Origin of the sequence: Streptomyces sp. NPDC015130 (genome assembly GCF_043080005.1) — a bacterium.
Taxonomy (GTDB): domain Bacteria; phylum Actinomycetota; class Actinomycetes; order Streptomycetales; family Streptomycetaceae; genus Streptomyces.
In genome coordinates this window covers 287,048-311,083 of the sequence record NZ_JBIBVC010000006.1, presented here as the reverse complement: position 1 = coordinate 311,083, position 24,036 = coordinate 287,048, and the positions used below count along the sequence as shown (strand labels likewise).

The following is a 24,036-nucleotide window of genomic DNA, read 5'->3' as shown; positions in this document are numbered from 1 at the left end:
CATGTGCCCCGTGCCGAGGGAAGGTGGGACGTCAGTGTGCCGCGGAGGCGGTGCTCTTGCGGGTCGAGACGATCTGGTCGACCAGGCCGTACGCGAGGGCGTCCTCCGCCGTCAGGATCTTGTCACGCTCGATGTCGTCGCGGATCTTCTCGATCGGCGTCGAGGAGTGCTTGGCCAGCATCTCCTCCAGCTGCGTGCGCATCCGCAGGATCTCGCGGGCCGCGATCTCCAGGTCGGAGAGCTGCTCGCGGCCGGTGCCGCCGGAGGGCTGGTGGATCAGCACACGGGCGTTCGGCAGGGCCATCCGCTTGCCGGGCGTACCGGCGGCGAGCAGCACGGCCGCGGCGGAGGCCGCCTGGCCCATGCAGACCGTCTGGATGTCGGGCTTCACGAACTGCATCGTGTCGTAGATGGCCGTGAGGGCGGTGAAGGAGCCGCCCGGGCTGTTGATGTAGATCGAGATGTCGCGGTCCGGGTCCATCGACTCCAGGCACAGGAGCTGCGCCATGACGTCGTTGGCCGAGGCGTCGTCGATCTGCACGCCGAGGAAGATCACGCGCTCCTCGAAGAGCTTCGCGTACGGGTCGTACTCGCGGACGCCCTGCGAGGTGCGCTCGACGAAGCGCGGCACGACGTAGCGGTTGTCCATCGGCGCGCCGGTGTAGAGGCCGCTCGCGGAGAGGTTGTTCTGCATCTGGGTGTTCACCGTCCTGGTGGCGTTCGGTGGGCTGGGGCTGTGGGGCGGGCTGCCGGCGCTCAGGCGCCCGTGCCGCCGCCGCCCGGAACGCCCGCGGCGTGCGTGATGATGTCGTCGATGAGGCCGTACTCCTTGGCCTCGTCCGCGGTGAACCAGCGGTCGCGGTCGCCGTCGCGGATGATCGCCTCGACGGTCTGGCCGGAGTGGTGCGCGGTGATCTCGGCCATGCGCTGCTTCGTGCGCAGCAGGTACTCGGCCTGGATCTTGATGTCGGAGGCCGTGCCGCCGATGCCGGCGGAGCCCTGGTGCATCAGGATGTCCGTGTTCGGCAGGGCGAAGCGCTTGCCGGGGGTGCCGCCGGTGAGCAGGAACTGGCCCATGGAGGCCGCCATGCCCATACCGATGGTGACGACGTCGTTGGGGATGTACTGCATGGTGTCGTAGACGGCCATGCCGGCCGTCACGGAGCCACCGGGGCTGTTGATGTAAAGGAAGATGTCCTTCTCCGGGTCGGCGGCCAGGAGGAGCATCTGAGCGGTGATCTTGTTGGCGATGTCATCGTCGACCTGCTGGCCGAGGAAGATGATCCGCTCGCCGAGCAGCCGGTTGTAGACATGGTCGCCGAGGCCGCCACCGATGGACGGCTCACCCGCGGCGTAAGGCTTCAGATTCGTCACGTATCCACCTGCTCGTCTCCGACGGCCAAGGCCGTCTCCGCGTCTTGTTCCGAGGGCAGTGCCCTCGTATTCATGGACCCTAACGCGCAGGTAGGACAACGCCATCCCGGTTCCCGAACTGTTCGCTCGGAGCGCAAGGTGTGGGCTGACGCATAAAGAGTTCCGGTACGCCCACGGGCCCGGACGCACAGCAGTGCGTACGGGCCCGTGGAGCGGGGTCCGGCGCCGGGGCGCCGGGCCGCTTACTTGTCCTCGGAGACCTCGGCCTCGCCGGTGACGGCCTCGACGGCCTCGGCGGCGGTCTCGACCTCGTCCTCGTCGTCGGAGAGGTCGACGACCTCACCGTTGGTGTCGAGGACCTTGGCGGCCTCGACGACGACCGCGAGGGCCTTGCCGCGGGCGACCTCGCCGACGAGCATCGGCACCTGGCCGCCCTGGGCCACGGCCTGGGCGAACTGGTCGGGGCTCATGCCGGAGGAGGCGGCACGACGGAAGAGGTGCTCGGTGAGCTCCTCGCGGGAGACGTCGAGCTTCTCCTTGTTGACGAGCTCATCGAGGATGAACTGCGTCTTGATGCCCTTCTCGGCCTGCTCCTTGGTCTCCGCCAGGAACTCTTCCTCGGTCTTGCCCTGGAGCTCCAGGTACTTCGCGAGGTCGATGCCCATCTGGCCGAGCTGGTGGTGCTCCAGGTTGTGCTTGCGGGTGTTGATCTCGTCCTCGAGAAGCTTCTCGGGCATCGGGACCTCGACCAGCTTGAGGAGCTCGTCGAGGACGCGCTCCTGGGCCTGGGTGGCCTGGTCGAACTGCTTCATGTTCTCGAGGCGCTTGCGGCTGTCGGCCTTGAGCTCGTCGAGGGTGTCGAACTCCGACGCCATCTGCGCGAACTCGTCGTCCAGCTCGGGGAGCTCGCGGGCGGCGACGGTGGTGACCTTGACGGTGACCTCCGCGTCCTTGCCCTCGGCGGAGCCGCCCTTCAGCTGCGAGGTGAAGGTGGCCTCGCCACCGGCCTCCAGGCCCTTGACGGCCTCGTCGATGCCGTCGAGCAGCTCGCCCGAGCCGATGGTGTACGAGACGTCCGAGGCGACGCCGTCGGGCAGCACCTCGCCGTCGACCTTGGCCTCGAGGTCGATGGTGACGACGTCGCCGTCCTGGGCGGCGCGCTCGACCGTGGAGGTCGAGGCGAAGCGCTCGCGGAGCTGCTGGACGGACTTCTCGATGTCCTCGTCGGTGACCTCGACCGCGTCGACGGTGACCTCGATGCCGGAGTAGTCCGGGATCTCGATCGTCGGGCGGATGTCGACCTCGGCGGTGAAGGCCAGCAGCTCGCCGTCCTTCAGCTCGGTGATGTCGACCTCGGGCTGACCCAGCGGGTTGACCTCGGCCTCGTTGACGGCCTCGGTGTAGAACTTCGGGAGCGCGTCGTTGACGGCCTCTTCCAGCACGGCGCCGCGGCCGAACCGCTGGTCGATCACGCGAGCCGGGATCTTGCCCTTACGGAAGCCCTTGACCGTGACCTGCTGGTTGATCTTCTTGTACGCCGCGTCGAGGCTGTCCTTGAGCTCCTCGAAGGGCACCTCGACAGTGAGCCGAACCCGGGTCGGGTTCAGGGTCTCCACGGCGCTCTTCACGGTTCGGTCTCCTTGTGGCTGATTCCTGGAATCCACCGTCTCCGCGGTCAGCGGTTCCGGCGGGTCGGCCCGGTCAGAAAGACACACGGGCACGCAGCTTGCATAGTAACCGCAAGCGGGGAGGCAGCCACAACGTGATCAAGAACGCGACCGGTGGGCGCGTGATCGTCATGGTCGGGGTGGCGGGATTTGAACCCACGGCCTTCCGCTCCCAAAGCGGACGCGCTACCAAGCTGCGCCACACCCCGTCGGTGCGACACGTAGGGTACATGCACGCGGACAGTGCGGCGCCCCCCGTTTTACGGGTGTGCGTAAAGGTCCTCCGACCCGCTAACATGCTGTCCGTGCCGCGGTCCTCGTGACCTGCGGCGCGATGCTGTGCGGGTGTAGCTCAATGGTAGAGCACTAGTCTTCCAAACTAGCTACGCGGGTTCGATTCCCGTCACCCGCTCCACGGCCTCGGGGCCGGTCCGGAGAGTCTCTCCAGGGCCGGCCCCGAGGCGTTTTCCGGGGTTCGCGAGATGCCGGGTCCGGCGGGCTCGCGCAGACTGGGCTCAGCCCGTCTCCCGTCGCACCGGAGGTAGCGATGAAGGACCTGAAGTTCGAGCGGAAGCGCTCGGTGTCCCGTCTTGAGGCAGCCGATCAACTGACCGCCCTCGCCGCCGCCCTGCGGGAGGGCGGGGAGGCCGAACTGGAGCTGGGGGCCGGGACGCTGAGCCTGCGCGTCCCGGAGGAGTTCCGCAGCGAGGTGGAGCTGGAGATCGAGGACGGCGAGATCGAGCTGGAGATCGAGCTCAAGTGGTCGCTGCGCGACCCCGGCACGCCGGCGAAGCCGAGCGCCGCCGTCACGGGCGGCGACATGGGTGCGAAGCGGTCCGCGCCGCGGCCGCCGGCCAAGCAGACGGCGAAGCAGGCAGGGCAGGCGGGGCAGGCGAAGGCGACTGGGCAGGCGACGAAGCAGACGGCGCAGGCACCCCAGCAGACCATGGCGAGCGCGGCGGCCGCAGGGGCCGCGGCGGCCGCGAGGAAGTCACCCGCGAAGACCGCCAAGAAGGCCAGGGCCTCCCGGGCGGCCAAGGCCGGTTAGTCGGGCACGCCGGTCGGTCGGGTGCGCCGGTCGGTCGGGTGCGTCGGCTCAGAACTTTATGGAGCCGACGGTCTGCGTTATCGAGTCCAGGAAGCGCTGGATGTCGTCGGCCATGCCGGTGGAGGCGAGGAAGAAGCCGAAGAGGACGGCGACGACGGCCGGGCCGCCCTTGAGGTTCCCCCCACGGATCAGCACCACCAGGATGATTGCCAACAGCAACACCACAGACAGTGAAATGGCCACAACTGATCACACCCTCGGTCGGTCCCGCCTTGCCCACCAGGGAGTCCGCGTCACGGAACGCCCCCCTCTGGCTCCATCGTGCCACCAACCCCCCTGCCCCCGCCGCACACTGACGAATCGTCGTGGAGAAGATCACGTCACACGAGGGCGGCCGGTTCAGGCGCGGCGGGAGATGAGGAGGAGTGCCCGGTCGTCGTTGACGTCCTTGGCGACGGCCTCGATCAGGTGCCAGGTGACGCCCTCGAAGCCCTCGGCGACGCAGCGGTCGGCCTCGCCGGTGAGACGGTCGATGCCCTCGGCGATGTCCCGGTCGGCGGCCTCGACGAGGCCGTCGGTGAAGAGCATCAGGACGTCGCCGGGCAGCAGCGAGCCCTTGACCGGGTGGAACTCGGCACCGTCGTAGACGCCGAGGAGGGGGCCTTCCGCGGCCTTCTCCTCCCAGCGGCCGCTGCCCGCGTGGAGCTGGAGCGCGGGGAGGTGGCCGGCGGAGAAGAGCTCGTAGTCGCCGGAGTCCAGGTCGAGGACGAGGTGGACGGAGGTGGCGAAGCCCTCGTCCCAGTTCTGGCGGAGCAGGTAGCCGTTGGCGGCGGGCAGGAAGCCGTGCGGCGGGAGGGAACCGAGGAGGCCGCCGAAGGCGCCGGAGAGCAGCAGGGAGCGGGAGGCCGCGTCCATGCCCTTGCCGGAGACGTCGGTGAGGACGACCTCCAGGGTGCGGCCGCCGTGGGTGCGGGCGGCGACGACGAAGTCGCCGGAGAAGGACTGGCCGCCGGCCGGGCGGAGCGCCATCTCGCGGTGCCAGCCCTGCGGGAGGCGGGGCAGGGCGCTCTGGACGCGGATGCGTTCGCGCAGGTCGAAGAGCATGGTGCCGCCGCGCCGCCAGGGCACGCCGACGCGGGCGCGGAACTGGGCGATGAGGAGTCCGAAGAGTCCGCAGGCGGCGACGGTGAGGACGGTGCCGGGGGTGACCCGGGCGGGGCCCTGGGTGTACGGACCGAGGACGACGGACTCGACGATGAGGGCGCCGGCGGCGGCCGCGTACAGGCCGAGCAGGCTGGCGGGGCGGAGCAGCAGTCCGCCCGCGACGATCGGCAGGACGAGCGCGGCGGGGGCGCACCAGACCGGGTTGAGCAGGGTGCCGCAGGCGATGGCCGGGATCATCAGGAGGAGTCCGGCGAAGGCGAGCCAGTCGGAGCCGTCCCCGCGGAAGTAGTCGACGCCGGACTTGCGCAGCGCGATGCGGGCCCGCCGCACACGCCTGCGCGTCCGGGCCGCGTGCGTGTTCACTCCGGCGCGGTGTCCCATTGGCCTGGACCCTATCCACCTCGTCCGACATCGTGCAGGGGTACCCCGGTGACAATGTGCGCGAAATCGGGTCGCCCCGGGCGGGCGGCGCTGATATCGATGGCATATGACTACTGAACTGCGGGTTCTCGACCCGACCGAGTGGGACCGTTGGTTCGAGGTCCTGGAGCTGGCGTTCGGGGGTGTGCCGGAGGCTCCGGAGGAGCGGACGCTGTGGCGCGACCTGACCGAGTTCGACCGCTTCATGGGGGTGTGGGACGGCGATCTGTGCGTGGGGACGGCGGGCGCGTTCTCCTTCCGGCTGACGGTGCCGGGCGGGGCGTCGGTGCCGGCGGGCGGGGTGACGATGGTGAGCGTGGCGGGGACGCACCGTCGGCGCGGGATCCTGACCTCGATGATGCGGCGCCAGCTCGACGACCTGCGGGCGGCGGGCGAGTCGCTCGCGGTGCTGACGGCCTCGGAGCCGGAGATCTACGGACGGTTCGGCTACGGCGTGGCCTCGTACGCGGCGCGGGCGACGATCGACCGGACCCGGGTGCGGCTCGCGGTGCCGGAGGGCACGGACGGGGTGTCCCTGCGCATGGCGGACCTGACCGAGTCGTCCGCGGTGTGCGAGTCGGTGTACGCGAAGCTGGTGCCGGGCCGGCCGGGGATGATCGCCCGCTCGCCCGGGTGGGAGCGGCTGCCGCTGATCGACCCGCCGGGCCAGCGGGAGGGTTCCTCGCCGCGGTTGTGCGTGCTGGCCGAACGGGCCGGGGAGGTCGTGGGGTTCGCGCACTACGCGGTCAAGCCGGACTGGTCGTACGCGGGTGCCGACGGGTCCGTCACGGTCCATCAGCTGATGGGGCTGGACGCGGTGGCGGAGGCGGCGCTGTGGCGGTTCCTCTGCTCGGTGGACCTGACCCGGGAGGTGCAGGTCCACAGCCGTCCGGTGGACGACGCCTGGCAGCACCTGGTGAGCGATGTGCGGCGCTGCTCACCGACGCTGCGGGACGTGCTGCACGTGCGGCTGGTGGACGTGGGCGGGGCGCTGGAGGCGCGGACGTACCAGGCGCCGGTGGACGTGGTGTTCGAGGTCGAGGACGCGTTCTGTCCCTGGAACGAGGGACGTTGGCGGCTGACGGGTGACGCCAAGGGCGCGAGCTGTGTCCGGACCTCGGATCCGGCGGACCTGGCGCTGTCCGTGCGGGAGCTGGGCGCGGCGTACCTGGGCGGGACCTCGCTGGTGTCGCTGGCGTCGGCCGGGCGGGTCCGGGAGCTGCGGGAGGGGGCGCTCGTCGAGGCGTCGGTGGGCTTCGGGTCACCCGTGGCCCCGTGGCTGCCGCACGGGTTCTAGCCACATCCGGTGGTCCTAGGCCTGCTGACAGCCGGGGCACCAGAAGAGGTTGCGGGCGGCGAGGTCGGCGGTGCGGATCTCGTCGCCGCAGACCAGGCAGGGCTGGTGGGTCCTGCGGTAGACGTAGACCTCGCCGCCGTGGTCGTCGACGCGCGGCGGGCGGCCCATCGCCTCGGGCGTGTGCTCGGGGCGGACGGTGTCGATGCGGTTGAGGCGTACGCCTTCGCGCATGAGCGCGGCGAGGTCGGACCAGATCGCGTCCCATTCCCGGCGCGTGAGGTCCTTGCCGGCGCGGTACGGGTCGATGCCGTGCCGGAAGAGGACCTCGGCGCGGTAGACGTTGCCGACGCCCGCGACGACCTTCTGGTCCATGAGCAGGGCGGCGATCGTGGTGCGGGACTTCGAGATCCGGCGCCAGGCCCTCTCGGGGTCCTCGTCGGGGCGGAGCGGGTCGGGGCCGAGGCGGTCGTGAATCGCCTGCTTCTCCGCGTCGGTGACGAGCGCGCAGGTGGTGGGGCCGCGGAGGTCGACGTACCCCTCGGGGTTGGCGAGGCGCAGTCGGACGGTGTCGGTGGGCGGCGGGGCCGGGGCGTCGCCGAAGTTCACCTTGCCGAAGAGGCCGAGGTGGATGTGGATCCACTCCTCGCCCGGGAAGCCGAGGAAGAGGTGCTTGCCGTGGGCCTCGGTGGTCTCCAGGACGCTGCCGTCGAGCAGGGCCGCCGAGTCGGCGAACTTGCCCTGGGGGCTGGAGACGCGCACGGGCCGGCCGCCGAACCGCTCGCGGTGGTCGGCGGCCAGCCGGTGGATGGTGTGCCCTTCGGGCATCAGGCGGTGGGCTCCTGCGGGTGGTGGGCCGGGATCGCAGGGAGCTCGCCGGTGGTCTCGTACGCGGTGAGCATGTCGATCCGGCGGGTGTGGCGCTCGTCACCCGAGTAGGGGGTGCTGAGGAAGATCTCGACGAACTTCGTCGCCTCTTCCTGGGTGTGCATGCGGCCGCCGACCGAGATCACGTTGGCGTTGTTGTGCTCGCGGCCGAGGGCGGCGGTCTGCTCGCTCCAGGCGAGGGCGGCGCGCACCCCCTTCACCTTGTTCGCGGCGATCTGCTCGCCGTTGCCGGAGCCGCCGATGACGATGCCCAGGCTGTCCGGGTCCGCGGCCGTCTTCTCGGCGGCGCGCAGGCAGAACGGCGGGTAGTCGTCGAGGGCGTCGTAAATGTGGGGACCGCAGTCGACGGGCTCGTGGCCGTGTGCCGTGAGCCACTCGACGAGGTGGTTCTTGAGTTCGTAGCCGGCGTGGTCGGAACCGAGGTAGACGCGCATGGTGCCGAGTGTGGCATGTCGCGGGCCGGGTAGCCGTCAGCGGGGTCGGGACGTTCACCCGGTCTGGTATGGACCTTCGCCTCTCGCGAAGTGGTCCACACAACTATCCGGAATCAGGTCTTCCGATCCCCCCCGTTCACAAGGTTGAATGCTCGGGCTCGCGACCCGAGCAGCCCCCACACGCAAGGAAGCGTTCATGAACACGCAACCGACCCTGACGAAGGACGGCGAGGAGACCGGTACCCCCGGTGCGTCGCACTCCTCCGACGGCCTCAAGGCCGGTCTCAAGAACCGCCACCTCTCGATGATCGCCATCGGTGGCGTCATCGGCGCCGGCCTCTTCGTCGGCTCCGGCTCCGGCATCGCCGCGGCCGGCCCCGCGATCCTTCTGTCCTACTTCCTCGTCGGCGCCATGGTCGTCTTCGTGATGCGGATGCTCGGCGAGATGGCCGCCGCCCGGCCGTCCTCCGGCTCGTTCTCCGCCTACGCCGACCGCGCGCTCGGCCGCTGGGCCGGCTTCAGCATCGGCTGGCTGTACTGGTTCTTCTGGGTCGTCGTCCTCGCCGTCGAGGCGACCGCCGGCGCCAAGATCCTGGAGAGCTGGGTCCCGGCCGTTCCGCAGTGGGGCTGGGCGCTCATCGTGATGGTGGTCCTCACCGCCACCAACCTCGGCTCGGTCGCCTCGTACGGCGAGTTCGAGTTCTGGTTCGCCGGCATCAAGGTCGTGGCCATCGGCGCCTTCGTCGTCATCGGCATGCTCGCGGTCTTCGGCGTGCTGCCGGGCTCGGACAACCCGGGCGAGGGCTTCGCGCACCTCACCGACAGCGGGGGCTTCTTCCCGATGGGTGCGGGAGCGGTCCTCACCGGCGTGCTGATGGTGGTCTTCTCCTTCATGGGCAGCGAGATCGTCACGCTGGCCGCCGGTGAGTCCGAGGACCCGCAGAAGGCGGTCACCAAGGCCACCAACAGCGTGATCTGGCGGATCGGCGTCTTCTACCTGGGCTCGATCTTCGTCGTCCTCACCCTGCTGCCGTGGAACGACAAGTCGATCGTCGAGAAGGGCTCGTACGTCGCCGCCCTCGACTCCATCGGCATCGCGAACGCCGGCCAGATCATGAACGTGATCGTCCTGACCGCCGTCCTCTCCTGCCTGAACTCGGGCCTCTACACCGCTTCCCGCATGGCGTTCTCGCTCGGGCAGCGCGGTGACGCGCCGAAGGCCTTCGCCAAGGTCAACAAGCGGGGCGTGCCGGTGGCCGCGATCCTCGGCTCGGTCGTCTTCGGCTTCGTCGCGGTCTTCTTCAACTACAAGTGGCCGGACACCGTCTTCGCCTTCCTGCTGAACTCCTCCGGCGCCGTGGCCCTCTTCGTCTGGCTGGTCATCTGCGTGACCCAGCTGAAGATGCGCGGCATCATCCAGCGCGAGACGCCAGAGAAGCTCATCGTGAAGATGTGGCTCTTCCCGTACCTGACCTGGGCGACGATCGCGATGATCGTCTTCGTCCTCGGCTACATGATCTACGACGGCGGCAGCGCCCGTGAGCAGGTCGTGCTCTCGCTGCTCGTGGCCGCGCTCGTGATCGCGATCTCGCTGGTCCGGCAGAAGGTCGCGAAGGGCTCCGCCGGGTCCGAGCGCGAGCTCGACCGCGTGTGACCCGGTAGGTCCGCACACGAAGAGGGCCCGTCGTTCCCCCGGAACGACGGGCCCTCTCGCGTGTCCGCGCGGGCTCAGCCCTTGCGGCCGACGAGCTTCCAGGCGGCCGGCAGGGCGCCCATGGCGAGCGCGGCCTTGAGGGCGTCGCCGATGAGGAAGGGGGTGAGGCCGGCGGCGACGGCCTGGCCGAAGCTCATGCCGGTGGCGAGCGCCAGGTAGGGCACGCCGACCGCGTAGATGATCGCGGAGCCGAGGGCCATCGCGCCGGCGGTGCGGAGCACGGAGCGGTCGGCGCCGCGGCGGGCGAGGGCGCCGACGACGGTCGCGGCGAGGAGCATGCCGAGGATGTAGCCGAAGGACGGCATGCCGTAGCCGGAGGTGGCCTGGGCGAACCAGGGCACGCCCGCCATGCCCGCCACGGCGTACACGGCGAGGGCGAGGAAGCCGCGGCGGGCGCCGAGCGCGGTGCCGACGAGGAGGGCGGCGAAGGTCTGGCCGGAGACCGGGACCGGGGAGCCGGGGACCGGGACCGAGATCTGCGCGGCGAGGCCGGTGAGGGCGGCGCCGCCGACGACCAGGGCGATGTCGCGGGCGCGGCTCGCCGGGAGCAGGTCGGCGAGGACGGTGCCCGCACGGAGGGAACGGGCGGGGGCGGCGGCGGTGCTCATCGGTACTCCGCGGGGGGTGAGGGTGGGAGGGACAGGTTGACGGTATGCCAGGAGTGAGCGGCCGATCACCGTCAGCCGCCCACAAAGCGGCGGTCGAGCGTTTCGTGGAGATCGAACAAAGGCTGCCGGTCGCGCGCTTCGCCACGTGACGCTTCTCACTGGGAGGTCGTCCGTGGAGGTCCCTTTTGCGCCAAGGGGCGTTCCCGGATGAGACTGTGGAGTCTCCATAAACCGCCAGAGAGCACGAGCCCCCACATGCACGACTCCCTCGCTCCCGAACCGGAGCCCCTCTCCCATGGCCTGAAGCAGCGTCACCTGACGATGCTGGGGCTCGGCGGGGTGATCGGCGCCGGGCTCTTCGTGGGTTCGGGCGCGGGCATCGCGGTCGCCGGTCCCGGCATCGTGGTCTCGTACCTGATCGCGGGCGCGCTCGCGATGCTCGTCATGCGGATGCTGGGCGAGATGTCGGCGGCGATGCCCGCCTCCGGGGCGTTCTCGGTCCACGCCGAGCGGGCGCTGGGCCGCTGGGCGGGCTTCTCGGTGGGCTGGCTGTACTGGTTCCTGCTGGTCGTCGTCCTCGCCGTGGAGGCGACGGGCGCGGCGCGGATCGCGAACGGCTGGGTGCCGGGGGTCCCGCAGTGGACCTGGGTGCTGATCTTCATGGTCGTCTTCACGCTGGCCAACCTGGCGGCGGTGAAGAACTTCGGCGAGTTCGAGTTCTGGTTCGCGGCGCTGAAGGTCGGCGCGATCGTGCTGTTCCTGGTCCTGGGCACGCTCGCGATCGTCGGCTGGCTGCCCGACACGGACCCCGTGGGCCTGGCCAACCTGACCGGTCAGGGCGGCTTCCTGCCGAACGGCTGGGCGGGCGTGATCTCCGGCGTCCTGGCGGTCGTCTTCGCCTTCGGCGGCCTGGAGGTCGTCACGATCGCGGCGGCCGAGTCGGCCGACCCGGCGAGGAACGTGGCGCGGGCGGTGCGCAGCGCGGTGTGGCGGATCCTCCTCTTCTACGTGGGGTCGATGCTGGTCATCGTGACGCTGCTGCCGTGGACGTCGATGGTGCCGGGCCAGTCGCCGTACGTGGCGGTGCTGGACTCGATCGGGGTGCCGGCGGCGGGCCAGATCATGAACGTGGTGGTGTTCGTGGCGCTGCTCTCGGCGCTCAACGCCAATCTGTACGGCTCGTCCCGGATGGTCTTCTCGCTGGCGGAGCGCGGCGAGGCGCCGAAGGGGCTGCTCCGGGTCTCGGGCGGAGGCGTGCCGCGCCGGGCGGTGCTCGCCTCGGTGGCCTTCGGGTTCGTCTCCGTACTGCTCAATCTGAAGTGGCCGGACTCGGTCTTCCTCTACATGCTCAACGCGGTCGGCGCGGTGCTGCTCTTCGTCTGGGCGCTGATCGCGGTCTCGCAGCTGAGGCTGCGGCGGCGGATCGAGCGGGAGGCGCCGGAGACGCTGACGCTGCGGATGTGGGGCTTCCCGTGGCTGACCTGGGTGGCGCTCGCCGCGATGGCCGCGGTGCTCGTCCTGATGCTCACCGACGACGCGGCGCGTCCGCAGGTGCTGTGGTCGGGGGCGGCCACCGGGGCGGTGCTGCTGGTGGCGTGGGTGCGGGAGCTGCGTACGAAGCGGGCATGATTCTTCACTTTGTGTGAGAGTCGTGACCGTATAGCGGACAGCTGTTCCTTCTGAGCGGTGCGGCCACCCAGACTGTGGGCTTCCCTCCCCGTCTCAGCTAGTGAACAGGGCTCGCCCATGTCTCGGACCACCGCGCCCGCGCCGGCCGACCGCAAGGACGGCGCGACCGCACCCGCCGAGGGCCTCGCGCACGGCCTGAAGCAGCGCCACCTCTCGATGATCGCCCTCGGCGGCGTCATCGGCGCCGGACTCTTCGTCGGTTCCGGCGCCGGCATCGCCGCCGCCGGCCCGTCGATCGTGATCGCCTACGCCATATCGGGCGTCCTCGTCATGCTCGTGATGCGCATGCTCGGCGAGATGTCGGCGGCGAACCCGGCCTCCGGCTCCTTCTCCGTCCACGCCGAGCGGGCCTTCGGCTCCTGGGCGGGCTTCACCTCGGGCTGGGCCTTCTGGTTCCTGCTCTGCGTCGCCGTCGGCCTGGAGGGCATCGGCGCGGCGAAGATCATGACCGGCTGGTTCCCCGGCAGCCCCGAGTGGGCCTGGGTCGCGCTCTTCATGCTGGTCTTCACCGTCACCAACCTGGCGGCGGTGAAGAACTTCGGCGAGTTCGAGTTCTGGTTCGCCGCCCTCAAGGTCGGCGCGATCGTCCTCTTCCTCGGCATCGGCGTGCTCGCCATCACCGGCCTGCTGCCCGGCACGGACGCCCCCGGCACCGCGAACCTCACCGGTGACGGCGGCTTCTTCCCGCACGGCTCCGAGGGCCTGATCGTCGGCCTGCTCGCCTCCGTCTTCGCGTACGGAGGCCTGGAGACGGTCACCATCGCCGCCGCCGAGTCCGAGCACCCGGTGCAGGGCGTCGCCAAGGCCGTCCGTACGGCGATGTGGCGGATCGCGCTCTTCTACATCGGCTCGATGGCGGTCATCGTCACCCTCGTCCCCTGGGACGACAAGGCGGTCGTCGAGAAGGGCCCGTACGTCGCCACCCTCGACCACCTGGGCATCCCGGCAGCCGGCCAGATCATGAACGTGGTCGTGCTCGTCGCCCTGCTCTCCGCGATGAACGCCAACATCTACGGCGCCTCCCGCATGGCCGGCTCGCTGGTCGCGCGCGGCCAGGGCCCGAAGGCGCTGGGCAGGCTGTCCGGCGGCGTCCCGCGCGCGGCGGTCCTCGTCTCCTCCGTCTTCGGCTTCGGCTGCGTGCTGCTGAGCTACTGGCGGCCGGACGACATCTTCATCTGGCTGCTCAACACCATCGGCGCGATCATCCTCGTCGTCTGGTTCTTCATCGCCGCCTCCCAGCTGGTGCTGCGCCGCCGCACCGAGCGCGAGGCACCGGAGAAGCTGGTCGTGCGGATGTGGGCCTTCCCCGTCCTGACCTGGGTGGCGCTGGCCGGCATGGCGGCGATCTTCTTCCTGATGGCCCGCGAGGAGGGCACGCGCGTGCAGCTGTACTGGACGGGCGGGCTGACCCTGCTGCTCGCCGCGGTCGGCTTCGTACGCCAGAAGTCCGCCCGTACGGCCTCGGCGGACCCTGCGGCCTGATCCCCTGACGGCCCCGCGCGGACCCCCGAACCACCTGCCGGTTCGGGGGTTCCGCCATGTCCGGGCCCCGGGACCTAGGGCGAAGGGCTGATCAACATCTCCCGCACCTACTGTTAGCCTGCACTTGCGCATAGGTTGCAATAAGCAGAGCCATCGAAGGGGCCGGGCACATGGCGATCTACACACTTCCGGAGCTGCCGTACGACTACGCGGCGCTGGAGCCGGTGATCAATCCGCAGATCATCGAGCTGCACCACGACAAGCACCACGCCGCGTACGTCAAGGGAGCGAACGACACCCTGGAGCAGCTGGAGGAGGCGCGCGACAAGGACCAGTGGGGCGCGATCAACGGCCTGGAGAAGAACCTGGCCTTCCACCTCTCCGGCCACATCCTCCACTCCATCTACTGGAACAACATGAACAGCCCGAAGGACGGGGGCGGCGGCGAGCCGCTGGCCGCCGACGGCGTCGGTGAGCTCGCGGACGCGATCACCGAGTCCTTCGGCTCCTTCGCCAAGTTCAAGGCCCAGCTGACGAAGGCCTCCGCGACGACCCAGGGCTCCGGCTGGGGCGTCCTCGCGTACGAGCCGGTCAGCGGCCGTCTCGTCGTCGAGCAGGTCTACGACCACCAGGGCAACGTCGGCGTGGGTTCGGTCCCGGTCCTCGTCTTCGACGCCTGGGAGCACGCCTTCTACCTGCAGTACAAGAACCAGAAGGTCGACTTCATCGAGGCCATGTGGCAGGTCGTCAACTGGCAGGACGTGCACAAGCGCTACCTGGCGGCCAAGGCCTCCGTCCCGCTGATCTCCTTCTGACACCCGACTCCTGCTCGTGATCGTCTTCTCAACCTTCACCGGGCAGGCGGAAAAGAGGACGGCCCCCGCGATGACGTGAATCGCGGGGGCCGTCTGCTGTGGTGCCTACTCGAAGCTGGGCGCCGCCGTCCGGGTGCGCTTGATCTCGTAGAAGCCCGGGGTCGACGCCACGAGGAGGGTGCCGTCCCAGAGACGGGCGGCCGCGTCGCCGCGCGGGGTCGGGGTGACGACCGGGCCGAAGAAGGCGACCTCGTCGCCCGTCGGGCCCGGCACCGCGATGACGGGGGTGCCGACGTCCTGGCCGACCTTGCCGATGCCCTCGTGGTGCGAGGCGCGCAGCTCGGTGTCGTACGTGTCCTTCTCGGCGTACTCCACCAGGTCCTCGGGCAGGCCGACGTCGGTCAGCGCGCCGACGATCGCCTCGCGGGTCGGACCCTCGCCGTTGTTGTGGAAGCGAGTGCCGAGCGCCGTGTAGAGCTTGCCGACGACCTCGTCGCCGTGCAGCTGCTGGGCGGCTATGACGACGCGGACCGGGCCCCAGGCCTTCGTCTCCAGCATCTCGCGGTACTCGGCCGGGACCTCGTCGAGCCGGTTCTCGTTGAGCACGGCCAGGCTCATGACCTTCCAGCGCACGTCGACCGGGCGGACCCGCTCCACCTCCAGCATCCAGCGGGAGGTCATCCAGGCCCACGGGCACAGCGGGTCGAAGTAGAAGTCTGCGGTGGTCCTGCTCTCGGACATGTCACTCCTCGGTACGGCCGTGTGGACGGTGGTGCGCCGAAAGGAGCCAACGCCACGGGCGCTCGACGGCATTCCCGTGTGCCGCGCGACAGTGGCACATGGGAGGATCGGTGCTGTTTCGAACGTGCCACGAAGGAGTGACCGTGCCCGGTGAGAATCTGTCCCGCGACGAGGCCCACGAGCGGGCGGCGCTGCTGTCCGTCGACGGGTACGAGGTCGTCCTCGACCTGCGCTCGGCGGTCGGCGACTCCGCAGAGGCGGTGCGCACCTTCCGCTCGGAGACCACGATCCGCTTCCGCCGCACCGGCGAGGGCAGCAGCACGTTCGTGGACCTGATCGCCCCGTCCGTGAACGCGGTCACCCTCAACGGCCGCTCGCTGGACCCGGCCGTCGTCTTCGACGGCTCGCGGATCGCGATCGACGGCCTCGCCGACGAGAACGTGCTCGTGGTGGACGCGCAGTGCGCCTACAGCCGGACCGGCGAGGGCATGCACCGCTTCGTCGACCCGGAGGACGGCGAGGTCTACCTCTACACGCAGTACGAGCCGGCCGACGCCCGCCGGGTGTACGCCAACTTCGAGCAGCCCGACCTCAAGGCCCCGTACCGCTTCGCGGTGACCGCGCCCGAGGGGTGGACGGTCTGGTCGAACGGCGCCGGGGAGCGGGACGCCGAGGGCGTCTGGCGCTTCGCCGAGACGCAGCCGATCTCCACGTACATCACCTGCGTCGTGGCCGGTCCGTACCACTACGTGACCGACAGCTACACGCGCGCGCTCGCCGACGGGACCGAGCTGGAGATCCCGCTCGGCGCGATGTGCCGCAAGAGCCTCGCGAAGCACTTCGACGCGGACGACGTCTTCCTGATCACCAAGCAGGGCTTCGACTTCTTCCACGACAACTTCGACTACCCGTACCCCTTCGGGAAGTACGACCAGGCCTTCGTCCCCGAGTACAACCTCGGCGCGATGGAGAACCCGGGCATGGTGACCTTCCGCGAGGAGTACATCTACCGGGGCAAGGTCACCCAGGCCGCGTACGAGAGCCGGGCCAACGTCATCCTCCACGAGATGGCGCACATGTGGTTCGGCGACCTCGTCACCATGGTGTGGTGGGACGACCTGTGGCTGAAGGAGTCCTTCGCGGACTTCATGGGCTCCTTCGTGAACGCCGAGGCGACCCGCTTCACCAACAGCTGGGTCACCTTCGCCAACAACCGCAAGGCCTGGGCCTACCGCGCCGACCAGCTGCCGTCCACCCACCCGATCACGGCCGACATCCGTGACCTGGAGGACGCCAAGCTCAACTTCGACGGCATCACGTACGCCAAGGGCGCCTCGGTGCTCAAGCAGCTCGTCGCGTACGCGGGCCGGGACGCGTTCCTGGAGGGCGCGCGCCGCTACTTCAAGCGCCACGCCTACGGGAACACGCGCCTCGCCGACCTCCTCTCGATCCTGGAGGAGACCTCGGGCCGCGACATGACGTCCTGGGCGAAGTCCTGGCTCCAGACCTCCGGCGTGAACACGCTGACCCCGGCCGTCACCTACGACGCGGAGGGCCGGATCACCGAGCTCGCCGTGGTCCAGGAGGGCGGCGAGCCGCGTCCGCACCGCGCGGCGGTCGGCCTCTACCGGCTGTCGGCCGACGGCGACCTCGTGCGCTTCGCGCGCGCCGAGGCCGACATCACCGGCGCCCGCACGGTGATCGAGGAGCTGGCGGGCGAGGAGAAGCCCGACCTCGTCCTCGTCAACGACGACGACCTGACCTACTGCAAGGTCCGCTTCGACGAGGGCTCGCTCGCCACCCTGCGCGCCCACCTCGGCGACATCACCGACCCGCTGGCCCGCGCCCTGTGCTGGTCGGCGCTGTGGAACCTGACCCGTGACGGGCTGATGCCCGCCCGCGACTTCGTCGCCGTCGCGCTCGCCTTCGCGGGCCGCGAGACGGACATCGGCGTCGTCCAGATGGTGCACGCCTGGACGAAGTCGGCCGTCACCCTCTACGCGGCGCCCGAGTGGCGCGAGGAGGGCGGGCGGCTGCTCGCCGAGGGCGGGCTGCGCGAGCTGCGGGTGGCCGAGCCCGGCAGCGAGCACCAGCTGACCTGGGCGCGGTTCTTCGCGGCCACGGCCGGTTCGGACGCCGACTTCCAGCTCCTGGAGGGGCTGCTCGACGGCACCGCGAAGATCGACGGGCTCGACGTCGACCAGGAGCTGCGCTGGGCGCTGCTCTCCCCGCTGGCCGTGCACGGCCGGGCCGACGAGGACCGGATCGGCGAGGAGCTCGGCCGGGACGACACCGCGACGGGCAAGCGCCACCAGGTGCGGCTGCTCGCCTCGCGGCCCTCGGCCGCGGTCAAGGCGCAGGCCTGGGCGCAGGTCGTCGAGTCGGACACCCTGTCGAACGCGCTGGTGGAGGCGACGATCGCGGGCTTCGTCCAGCCCTCGCAGCGCGAGCTGATCGCCCCGTACGCGGAGAAGTACTTCGCGGCGATCGAGCAGCTGTGGGCCGACCGGTCGATCCAGATCGGCATGGACGTCGTCAGGGGCCTCTTCCCCGGGCTCCAGGACAGTGACGAGACGCTGGCCGCGGCGGACGCCTGGCTGACGGCGCACGAGTCGGCCGCGCCGGCGCTGCGCCGCCTCGTCCTGGAGGCGCGGGACGACCTGGCGCGCGCGCTGCGCGCGCAGGCCTGCGACCGCCTGGCCGGCTGAGGACCGACGCTCCGACGGGGGCCGCGCGCTGCTGCGCGCGGCCCCCGTCGGTGTGCGGGGCACGGGTCACCGCTGCGCCGGCCCCTCATCGGCACTCGAACGCGCGTACTTTAGGGCGAGGTTGTCCCTAAATGTCGACGAGCGTGTAACAGGGGTTAGGGGAGCCTTCGGAAGCGGAAGACCCCCGGCATGAACCACAACACCCCCATCACCCCCCGCCCCCTCCCCCTCGCCGCCCCCATCGGCCGCACCGAACGACTCGCGTCCGCCGCCCAGTTGAGGACGCGGGGCGTGCCCGCCGGCGAGGTCGCCGCGCACTGCCGGCCCGGCGGCGGGTGGCAGCAGCTGCTCCCCGGGGTCTTCCTCCTCCAGCCCGGTCCCCCGACCAGCGAGGACCGGCTGCGCGCCGCTCTCCTGTACGCCCGCCGGGGCGGGTCCGCGCCGCCGCAGGGCCCCGAGGCGATGGTCACCGGCCTGGCCGCGCTGACGCTGCACCGCTTCGCCTCCGCTCCCCCGCTCACCGCCCTGGAGCGGATCGACGTGCTCGTCCCGCGCACCCGGCGGCTGCGCTCCACCGGCTGGCTGCGGGTGGTGCGGGCCGCCGAGCACCCGGAGCCGGTGGAGCTCACCGGCCTCCCCGTCGCCCCGGTCGCACGCGCGGTCGCCGACGCGGTCTCGGCCCTCACCGACGCCGAGACCGTACGCCGGCTGCTCACCGAGGCCGTCCGCGGCGGGCACTGCGAACCGGCCGCGATCGTCCGGGAGTTGAGCCGGGCCCGGCTGCTGACCCGGCCGCACGTGGTGGACGCGGTGGACACGCTCCTCGTGGAGGGGCGCTCGCTCTCCGAGGAGCGGCTGTACGAGATGGTGCGGGAGTTCGGGCTGCCGGACCCGCTGTGGAACGTGGACCTGCGGCTGCCGGGCGGCCCGCACCTCGGCGGGGTGGATGCCTACTGGCCGGACCAGGCGGTCGCCGTGGAGCTGGACACCCGGGCGCCGCGGCAGGACGACGACGCGCTGTGGTCGGAGTACACCCGCAAGCGCGAGCACCTGGAGCGGCTCGGCATCACGGTCGTCCACCTGACCCCGCGCAAGCTGCGCGAGGCCCTCGACCAGCAGGCCACCGTGGTCCGTACGGCCCTGATGGCCGCGCCGGACCGGCAGCCCGGCGCTTATGTCGTCGTCCTGCCGCGCTGACCCGGTGGAGGGTCAGCCCTTCTTCGGGGCGACGCCGCAGAACTCGGCCTCCAGGACGGCCTGGGTGTCGCCGGTCCAGTCGGCGTTGAAGTTCAGGGCGAGGGAGTGGCGCCCGTCCTTGGTGGTCACGGCGTCGGAGGTGGAGCCGTGGATGCCGCCCCCGTGGCCCCAGACCTCCTTGCCGCAGCTCAGCTTCTGCTTCATGATCCCGAGTCCGTAGCTCACCTGGGGGAGTTCGGGGGAGATCTGGACGGTGGCGGTCAACTCCTTCTGCTCGGCCTTCGGGAGGAGCTTGCCCGTGAGCAGGGCGCGGTAGAAGGTCTGCAGGTCGTTGGAGTCGGAGATCATCTCGCCGGCGGCGTGCGCGAGGGTGGGGCTGAGTTCGGTGACGTCGTGGACGGGGTCGTTCGGGGTCGGGTTGTCGACGAGCTTCGAGTAGGCCCGGCTGCTGGGCTTCGGCACGGTCGTCCTGGTCCCGGGGACGCTGGTGGCGCGCAGCTTCAGCGGCTTGACGATCCGGTTCTCCACGGCCTTCCCGTACGGGCGGCCGGTGACCTTCTCGATGACGAGGCCGGCGAGGACGAAGTTGGTGTTGGAGTAGCTCCAGCCGGCGCCGGGGGCGAACTCCGGCTCGTGGGTCATGGCGATGGCGACGAGCTCCCGGGGGTCCCACCTGTCGTAGCGGTGCTCCAGGAAGTCGGGGCCGACCTTCTTCACGAAGCCCGGGTCCCCGGTGTAGCTGTAGATGCCGCTGGTGTGGTTGAGGAGCTGGCGGACGGTGATCTTCCGGCCGTCGTGGCCGTTGCCCTCGACAACTCCGGGCAGCCACTTCTCGACCGGGTCGTCGAGGTCGATGCGGCCTTCGGCCTGGAGCTGGAGGAGGACGGTGGCGACGAAGGTCTTGGTGATGGAGCCGACGCGGTAGCGGTCGTCGCCCTTGCGGGCGCCGGCGGTGCCGGTCCAGGAGCCGCGCCCGTCGCGGGCCTGGGCGACGGCGCCGGGGACGCCCCCGGCGACCGCGGCGTCGAGGGCCTGCTGGGTGGCGGAGTGGCCCTGCTGGGGCTTGGCCGTCGCCTTCGCCGGGGCGGCCGGGGCGGCGAGGGCGGGGGTGGCGAGCGCCGTGGCGGTGAGCCCCGCGACCAGGGCGGCGGCGAGGACGGTGCGGGTCGTGCGTACGGCTGACATGCGGGCTCCCCTGGAACTCTGCTGTGCGTGTACTGCGGTCGGCGGGGAGGACCGCGGGGTCTGCGGGACGGTTGAGCGGGCCGGCGACGGTTGAGTCTTTTTCAGCCCTTTGCCGGAGCGGGTCGACCCGTAGAACGGAGGGGTCAGCTCCGGGAGGGGTCGGCGAGGCGGGAGCGGCCCACGGGGGGTCGCTCCCGCCACAGGTCGAGGCCGATGTCGACGAGTTCGACGCGCGGCAGGCCGGGGACGGCGTCGAGCGGATGCCAGGCTGCGAGGTCGGTCGAGCCTCCGGTCTCGTTGCGCAGGTCACCCCCGATGACCTGCGCCTCGTAGATGATCCGCAGGCCCTGGAAGTCGCCGGGGCCGCCGAGACGGCGGAGCCAGCTCCGGCGGATCGAGTCGATGCCGAGGAGGGCGGTGGGTTCGGCGAGGTACCCGGTCTCCTCCTCGACCTCGCGGACGACGGTGTCGACGGGCTCCTCGCCGTGGTCCATGCCGCCGCCCGGCAGGGTCCACCGCTTCCTGCCGTCGCTCGACACCCAGCGGGCGAGGAGGATCTCGCCGTCGCGGACGCACACGGCGTAGGCCGCCACCCTCAACTCCTGCTTCATGAAACGAGGTTAGAACCAGTACGCGGGATACGCCCGCCCCGCGGCACGGGCGCCGGCGAGGCCGACGGCGACCAGGAGGAGGGAGGCGAGGGCGAGAAGGCCGAGAAACGACCAGAACGCCGGGGCCTGGAGGGCGACGATCACGGCGGTCGCGGCGGCGGGCGAGTGCGGGGTGCGGGCGCACATCATGACGCCGAGGGCGAGGCCGCCGGCGACGGCGGCACCCCAGAGGCCGGGTCCCGCCACGGCGAGGACCGCGAAACCGGTGAGGGCGGAGAGCAGTTGGCCGCCGACGACCGAGCGCGGCTGGGAGAGCGGCAGGTCGGGGGCGCCCGCGACCAGCGCCATGCTCGCCGCGAGCGGCGGGATGAGCAGGGGCTGCCGGAGGAGGGTGCCGAGGGCGACCAGGAGGAGGAGCGCGGTGACGGCGGTCGCGGTCCCGGCGAGGAGGACCCGGGGGCGAGGCCGGGCGGGGGGCCGGGGGCGGGCGAGGGCGGAGGGCGCGGCGGTCGACGCGGGAACGGGGGCCGGGGCCGGGGCCGGGGAGGCGGCCTGCACGGTGGCCGGGGTGGTGGGAGGCACGGGCGGGTCCTCGGTCAGGGGGCGGCGGGTCAGGGGGCAGTGGGCCAGGGGGCGGTGGGCTTGGGGGCGGTGGGCTTGGGGGCGGCGGGCCAGGCTCAGGGGGTCGGCGGGTTCGACGGGGAGTACTCCGGCGCCGACCAGCGCAGGGGGCTGTCGCCCGGGGTCTCCACCGTGCGGTCGATCCGGAAGCGGACGACGCGGCCCTCGGGGCCGTACTCGGTGCGCGCGAGGCCGCTGAGCCGGAGGGTCGTCCCGGACTCCCAGTCGAGGAAGAGCAGTCCGGCGCGGCCGTCCTCCGCCAGGTTGCCCAGGGTCAGGAACATCGCGTTGCCGGGGTAGTCCCGCCAGCTCAGCTCCCGGGGCGTGTCGGCGCGGACGAAGCCCGGGTTGCCGCCGCGGTGGCTCGCGTCGACGCCGTCGGGCGCGGCGGTGGCGACGAAGAAGGTGTCGGCGGCGCGGACGCGGCGCAGCTGGTCGGGGGTGAGCGCCTCGCCGTGGAGCACGGCACCGGACTCGGGGCGGGCGGCCTCGGAGCCGTACAGCTCACGTCTCTGGAGGTACTTCGGGCAGTTGGAGAAGACCTCTTCGGCCTCGATCGTGAACCCCCGGGCGCTGGGGCGTGCGGTGCCGTTGAGGCGCATGCGGCGGCGGGTGCGGGGATCGAGGGCGATCGTGCCGACGGGGGCGGTGCCGGGCGTGCCCTCGGGGAGGGCGGCGGCCACCGAGACCGAGTGGGGACCGGTGGCCCGGACGAAGCCGGGCGGGCCGGTGAGCAGGTGCGCCCAGACGCGGCCCTCGTGGTCCGCGGCGCCCACCACCAGCATGGGCTGGGCCTCCAGGAAGGCGGCGGCGACGGGGCGGATGCCGGGGGTGATGGACCGGCCGACATGGTCGGCGAGGTCTCGGACGCCCTCGTGCTCCTGCACGGCGAGGGAGCCGGGGTTGTACGTGGCCATGGCGGGCCTCCCTAGGGTGCGGGTTCGTGGTGGTGCGGGCTTCGGCCCGTGGCGCGGGGGCGAGTGCCCACCCGTTCCGCCCTGCGGAACGACTGCCCACAACCCGCCGGCGGCGGCCGACGACAGCCAGGTCCCCCTCGAGCGTGCGTGCCAGGCGCCGTCGGGCAGGCGGGACTTTCGCAACACGCCCTAGAAGAACCCGCAGGTAGGGGCCGAGGCGGACGGAGAGGGGGAGTCCTCCGCGCCCTTCGGGACCGAGATCTCCAGGCGGGTGCCGTCCGGGTCGTGGAAGAAGATGCCGCCGGAGGCCGCGCCCTCGCGGTGGGCGACGACGCCCTCGTACGCGAAGGAGGTGCCGCGCGCGGTGAGCGCGGCCTCGGCGACGCGGACGCGCTCGATGGACTCGGCCTCGAAGGCGAGGTGGTGGAGGCCGGGCCGGCCGGAGTCGTACACGCCCTCGGACTGCTGCCAGAGGGTGAGGACCAGGCGGCCGTCCTGACCGAGGAAGGCGTAGCGGCTGCCGCTGCCCTCCTCCCGGCCCTCGCCGAGGACCTCAAAGCCGAGGACGTCCCCGTAGAAGGCGAGCGAGCGCGTCAGGTCGGTGACGTTGAGGCCGACGTGGTGGGTGGCGAGTGTGCCGATCGCGGACATGGGCGTCCCTTCGTCGCAGCGGCCGGCCCCCTCGGGCTAACCTCTTAATTCGAGATTAGAGGTTAGACATGGAGGGCGTCAACCGCTCACGTACCATTGAGGGGTTAGCTCGACGAGGAGGGTGCACCGCCATGACCGCCACCACCACGGACCCGCGGCCGCTCACCGGCGAACCCGTCTCCCTCGATCTGCTCAACACGCGCTGGAACAGCGAGGGCGTCCGCCAGGACCTGCTCACCGACGTCGAGGGGCTCGCCGTCTGGCTCGCCACCAACAACCTGACGGACCGGTTCACCGCCGACGCCGGCACCCTGCGCCACACGCTGGCGGCCCGGGAGGCCCTGGGCGCGCTCGTCGACGCGCCCGGCGACCCCGCCGCCACCGCCCGCGTCGACGCCGTCCTCGGCCACGGGCGCATCCGGGTCACCCTCACCGCCGAAGGCGCGGGCGAGGAGAGCGAGTTCGCGGACCCCTCCTGGGGGCCGGGCTGGACCGCCGCCCGCGACTACCTCGACCTGCTGCGCACCGCGCCCGACCGCATTCGGGCCTGCGCCCACGAGGCGTGCATCCTGCACTTCTTCGACACCTCGCGGAACGGCACCCGCCGCTGGTGCTCGATGGCGGTCTGCGGCAACCGGGCCAAGGCCTCGCGCCACTACGCCCGTACGAAGGAGAGCTGACCCGGCGAGGCCGCCGACCCGCCCCGGTTCACACCGTTTCCTCCCCCGTGGCGCATCGCGAGCGCTGGCGGGTTTACGCCGCGGCGGCAAACCGGCCCCGAGTAACTCTCCACAAACCCCTGTCGTTT

At 71.3% G+C, this 24,036-nt stretch carries 23 protein-coding genes and 2 tRNA genes; 10 read left to right on the top strand and 15 right to left on the bottom strand.

Translation table 11 applies throughout. The features are described 5' to 3' along the window. Positions 1 to 31: 31 nt before the first annotated feature. From ACF08F_RS15300 to ACF08F_RS15285, 4 genes are all read right to left on the bottom strand, one after another. Positions 32 to 694 (bottom strand): ATP-dependent Clp protease proteolytic subunit, encoded by a 663-nt coding sequence (locus ACF08F_RS15300; RefSeq protein ID WP_392298957.1) that lies wholly within the window; start codon positions 692 to 694, stop codon positions 32 to 34. Between the two features lie 62 nt (positions 695 to 756). Further along, on the bottom strand, positions 757 to 1,374 hold the full coding sequence (locus tag ACF08F_RS15295) for an ATP-dependent Clp protease proteolytic subunit (RefSeq protein ID WP_364284462.1): 618 nt from the start codon (positions 1,372 to 1,374) through the stop codon (positions 757 to 759). Between the two features lie 242 nt (positions 1,375 to 1,616). Then, positions 1,617 to 3,002: a trigger factor gene (gene tig / locus ACF08F_RS15290; protein ID WP_392298956.1), complete on the bottom strand. Its 1,386-nt coding sequence runs from the start codon at positions 3,000 to 3,002 to the stop codon at positions 1,617 to 1,619. Positions 3,003 to 3,173: 171 nt separating this feature from the next. After that, a tRNA-Pro gene (locus tag ACF08F_RS15285) sits at positions 3,174 to 3,250 on the bottom strand. Between the two features lie 132 nt (positions 3,251 to 3,382). On the opposite strand from ACF08F_RS15285, the gene ACF08F_RS15280 reads away from it, so the two are divergent. Both ACF08F_RS15280 and ACF08F_RS15275 read left to right on the top strand, forming a co-directional pair. Next, positions 3,383 to 3,456: transfer RNA gene (locus ACF08F_RS15280), tRNA-Gly, on the top strand. Between the two features lie 132 nt (positions 3,457 to 3,588). Then, complete coding sequence (locus ACF08F_RS15275) at positions 3,589 to 4,089, top strand: amphi-Trp domain-containing protein (protein WP_392298955.1); 501 nt, start codon at positions 3,589 to 3,591, stop codon at positions 4,087 to 4,089. 48 nt (positions 4,090 to 4,137) lie between these two features. Here the strand turns inward: ACF08F_RS15275 and ACF08F_RS15270 are convergent, their stop codons facing one another. Both ACF08F_RS15270 and ACF08F_RS15265 read right to left on the bottom strand, forming a co-directional pair. Further along, on the bottom strand, positions 4,138 to 4,332 hold the full coding sequence (locus tag ACF08F_RS15270) for a hypothetical protein (protein WP_030684996.1): 195 nt from the start codon (positions 4,330 to 4,332) through the stop codon (positions 4,138 to 4,140). 156 nt (positions 4,333 to 4,488) lie between these two features. Then, positions 4,489 to 5,634, bottom strand: coding sequence for a PP2C family protein-serine/threonine phosphatase (locus ACF08F_RS15265; protein WP_392298954.1), 1,146 nt, complete (start codon positions 5,632 to 5,634; stop codon positions 4,489 to 4,491). Positions 5,635 to 5,740: 106 nt separating this feature from the next. On the opposite strand from ACF08F_RS15265, the gene ACF08F_RS15260 reads away from it, so the two are divergent. Further along, positions 5,741 to 6,970, top strand: coding sequence for a GNAT family N-acetyltransferase (locus tag ACF08F_RS15260; RefSeq protein WP_392298953.1), 1,230 nt, complete (start codon positions 5,741 to 5,743; stop codon positions 6,968 to 6,970). Between the two features lie 15 nt (positions 6,971 to 6,985). Here ACF08F_RS15260 and ACF08F_RS15255 read toward each other — a convergent pair whose 3' ends face one another. Then, a complete protein-coding gene (locus tag ACF08F_RS15255) occupies positions 6,986 to 7,795 on the bottom strand; it encodes an Fpg/Nei family DNA glycosylase (protein ID WP_392298952.1) in 810 nt (269 codons plus the stop codon). Next, positions 7,795 to 8,289, bottom strand: a complete 495-nt coding sequence (locus ACF08F_RS15250) for a ribose-5-phosphate isomerase (RefSeq protein WP_150270235.1) — start codon at positions 8,287 to 8,289, stop codon at positions 7,795 to 7,797. Before ACF08F_RS15250 ends, ACF08F_RS15255 begins: the two co-directional genes overlap by 1 nt. 196 nt (positions 8,290 to 8,485) lie before the next feature. Here ACF08F_RS15250 and ACF08F_RS15245 point away from each other — a divergent pair, with 196 nt between their 5' ends. Next, a complete protein-coding gene (locus tag ACF08F_RS15245; RefSeq protein WP_392298951.1) occupies positions 8,486 to 9,943 on the top strand; it encodes an amino acid permease in 1,458 nt (485 codons plus the stop codon). Positions 9,944 to 10,017: 74 nt separating this feature from the next. On the opposite strand, the gene ACF08F_RS15240 is transcribed toward ACF08F_RS15245, so the two are convergent. Next, on the bottom strand, positions 10,018 to 10,611 hold the full coding sequence (locus ACF08F_RS15240) for a biotin transporter BioY (RefSeq protein WP_392298950.1): 594 nt from the start codon (positions 10,609 to 10,611) through the stop codon (positions 10,018 to 10,020). Between the two features lie 255 nt (positions 10,612 to 10,866). Here ACF08F_RS15240 and ACF08F_RS15235 point away from each other — a divergent pair, with 255 nt between their 5' ends. The 3 genes from ACF08F_RS15235 to ACF08F_RS15225 all read left to right on the top strand — a co-directional run bounded on the left by ACF08F_RS15235 (position 10,867) and on the right by ACF08F_RS15225 (position 14,597). Next, positions 10,867 to 12,240 (top strand): amino acid permease, encoded by a 1,374-nt coding sequence (locus tag ACF08F_RS15235; protein ID WP_392298949.1) that lies wholly within the window; start codon positions 10,867 to 10,869, stop codon positions 12,238 to 12,240. A 117-nt stretch (positions 12,241 to 12,357) separates the two neighbouring features. After that, entirely contained in the window at positions 12,358 to 13,782 is a 1,425-nt protein-coding gene (locus ACF08F_RS15230) for an amino acid permease (protein WP_392298948.1), read from the top strand. 170 nt (positions 13,783 to 13,952) lie between these two features. Next, positions 13,953 to 14,597: a superoxide dismutase gene (locus ACF08F_RS15225; RefSeq protein WP_392298947.1), complete on the top strand. Its 645-nt coding sequence runs from the start codon at positions 13,953 to 13,955 to the stop codon at positions 14,595 to 14,597. A gap of 105 nt (positions 14,598 to 14,702) precedes the next feature. Here the strand turns inward: ACF08F_RS15225 and ACF08F_RS15220 are convergent, their stop codons facing one another. Then, on the bottom strand, positions 14,703 to 15,338 hold the full coding sequence (locus ACF08F_RS15220) for a DsbA family protein (protein ID WP_392298946.1): 636 nt from the start codon (positions 15,336 to 15,338) through the stop codon (positions 14,703 to 14,705). 143 nt (positions 15,339 to 15,481) lie between these two features. On the opposite strand from ACF08F_RS15220, the gene pepN reads away from it, so the two are divergent. Both pepN and ACF08F_RS15210 read left to right on the top strand, forming a co-directional pair. Further along, complete coding sequence (pepN, locus tag ACF08F_RS15215; RefSeq protein WP_392298945.1) at positions 15,482 to 18,046, top strand: aminopeptidase N; 2,565 nt, start codon at positions 15,482 to 15,484, stop codon at positions 18,044 to 18,046. 189 nt (positions 18,047 to 18,235) lie between these two features. Further along, on the top strand, positions 18,236 to 19,243 hold the full coding sequence (locus ACF08F_RS15210) for a hypothetical protein (protein ID WP_392298944.1): 1,008 nt from the start codon (positions 18,236 to 18,238) through the stop codon (positions 19,241 to 19,243). A gap of 12 nt (positions 19,244 to 19,255) precedes the next feature. On the opposite strand, the gene ACF08F_RS15205 is transcribed toward ACF08F_RS15210, so the two are convergent. The 5 genes from ACF08F_RS15205 to ACF08F_RS15185 all read right to left on the bottom strand — a co-directional run bounded on the left by ACF08F_RS15205 (position 19,256) and on the right by ACF08F_RS15185 (position 23,228). Then, positions 19,256 to 20,428 (bottom strand): serine hydrolase domain-containing protein, encoded by a 1,173-nt coding sequence (locus ACF08F_RS15205; protein ID WP_392298943.1) that lies wholly within the window; start codon positions 20,426 to 20,428, stop codon positions 19,256 to 19,258. 143 nt (positions 20,429 to 20,571) lie between these two features. Next, positions 20,572 to 21,039 (bottom strand): NUDIX hydrolase, encoded by a 468-nt coding sequence (locus ACF08F_RS15200; protein WP_392298942.1) that lies wholly within the window; start codon positions 21,037 to 21,039, stop codon positions 20,572 to 20,574. 9 nt (positions 21,040 to 21,048) lie between these two features. Beyond that, a complete protein-coding gene (locus ACF08F_RS15195) occupies positions 21,049 to 21,621 on the bottom strand; it encodes an HPP family protein (RefSeq protein WP_392298941.1) in 573 nt (190 codons plus the stop codon). A 95-nt stretch (positions 21,622 to 21,716) separates the two neighbouring features. After that, the gene (locus ACF08F_RS15190; protein ID WP_392298940.1) at positions 21,717 to 22,577 is read right to left on the bottom strand and encodes a pyridoxamine 5'-phosphate oxidase family protein; all 861 of its coding nucleotides are present in this window, start codon (positions 22,575 to 22,577) and stop codon (positions 21,717 to 21,719) included. Between the two features lie 189 nt (positions 22,578 to 22,766). Beyond that, positions 22,767 to 23,228, bottom strand: a complete 462-nt coding sequence (locus ACF08F_RS15185) for a VOC family protein (protein ID WP_392298939.1) — start codon at positions 23,226 to 23,228, stop codon at positions 22,767 to 22,769. Positions 23,229 to 23,359: 131 nt separating this feature from the next. On the opposite strand from ACF08F_RS15185, the gene ACF08F_RS15180 reads away from it, so the two are divergent. Further along, positions 23,360 to 23,908, top strand: coding sequence for a CGNR zinc finger domain-containing protein (locus ACF08F_RS15180; RefSeq protein WP_392298938.1), 549 nt, complete (start codon positions 23,360 to 23,362; stop codon positions 23,906 to 23,908). The last annotated feature ends 128 nt before the right edge of the window (positions 23,909 to 24,036 follow it).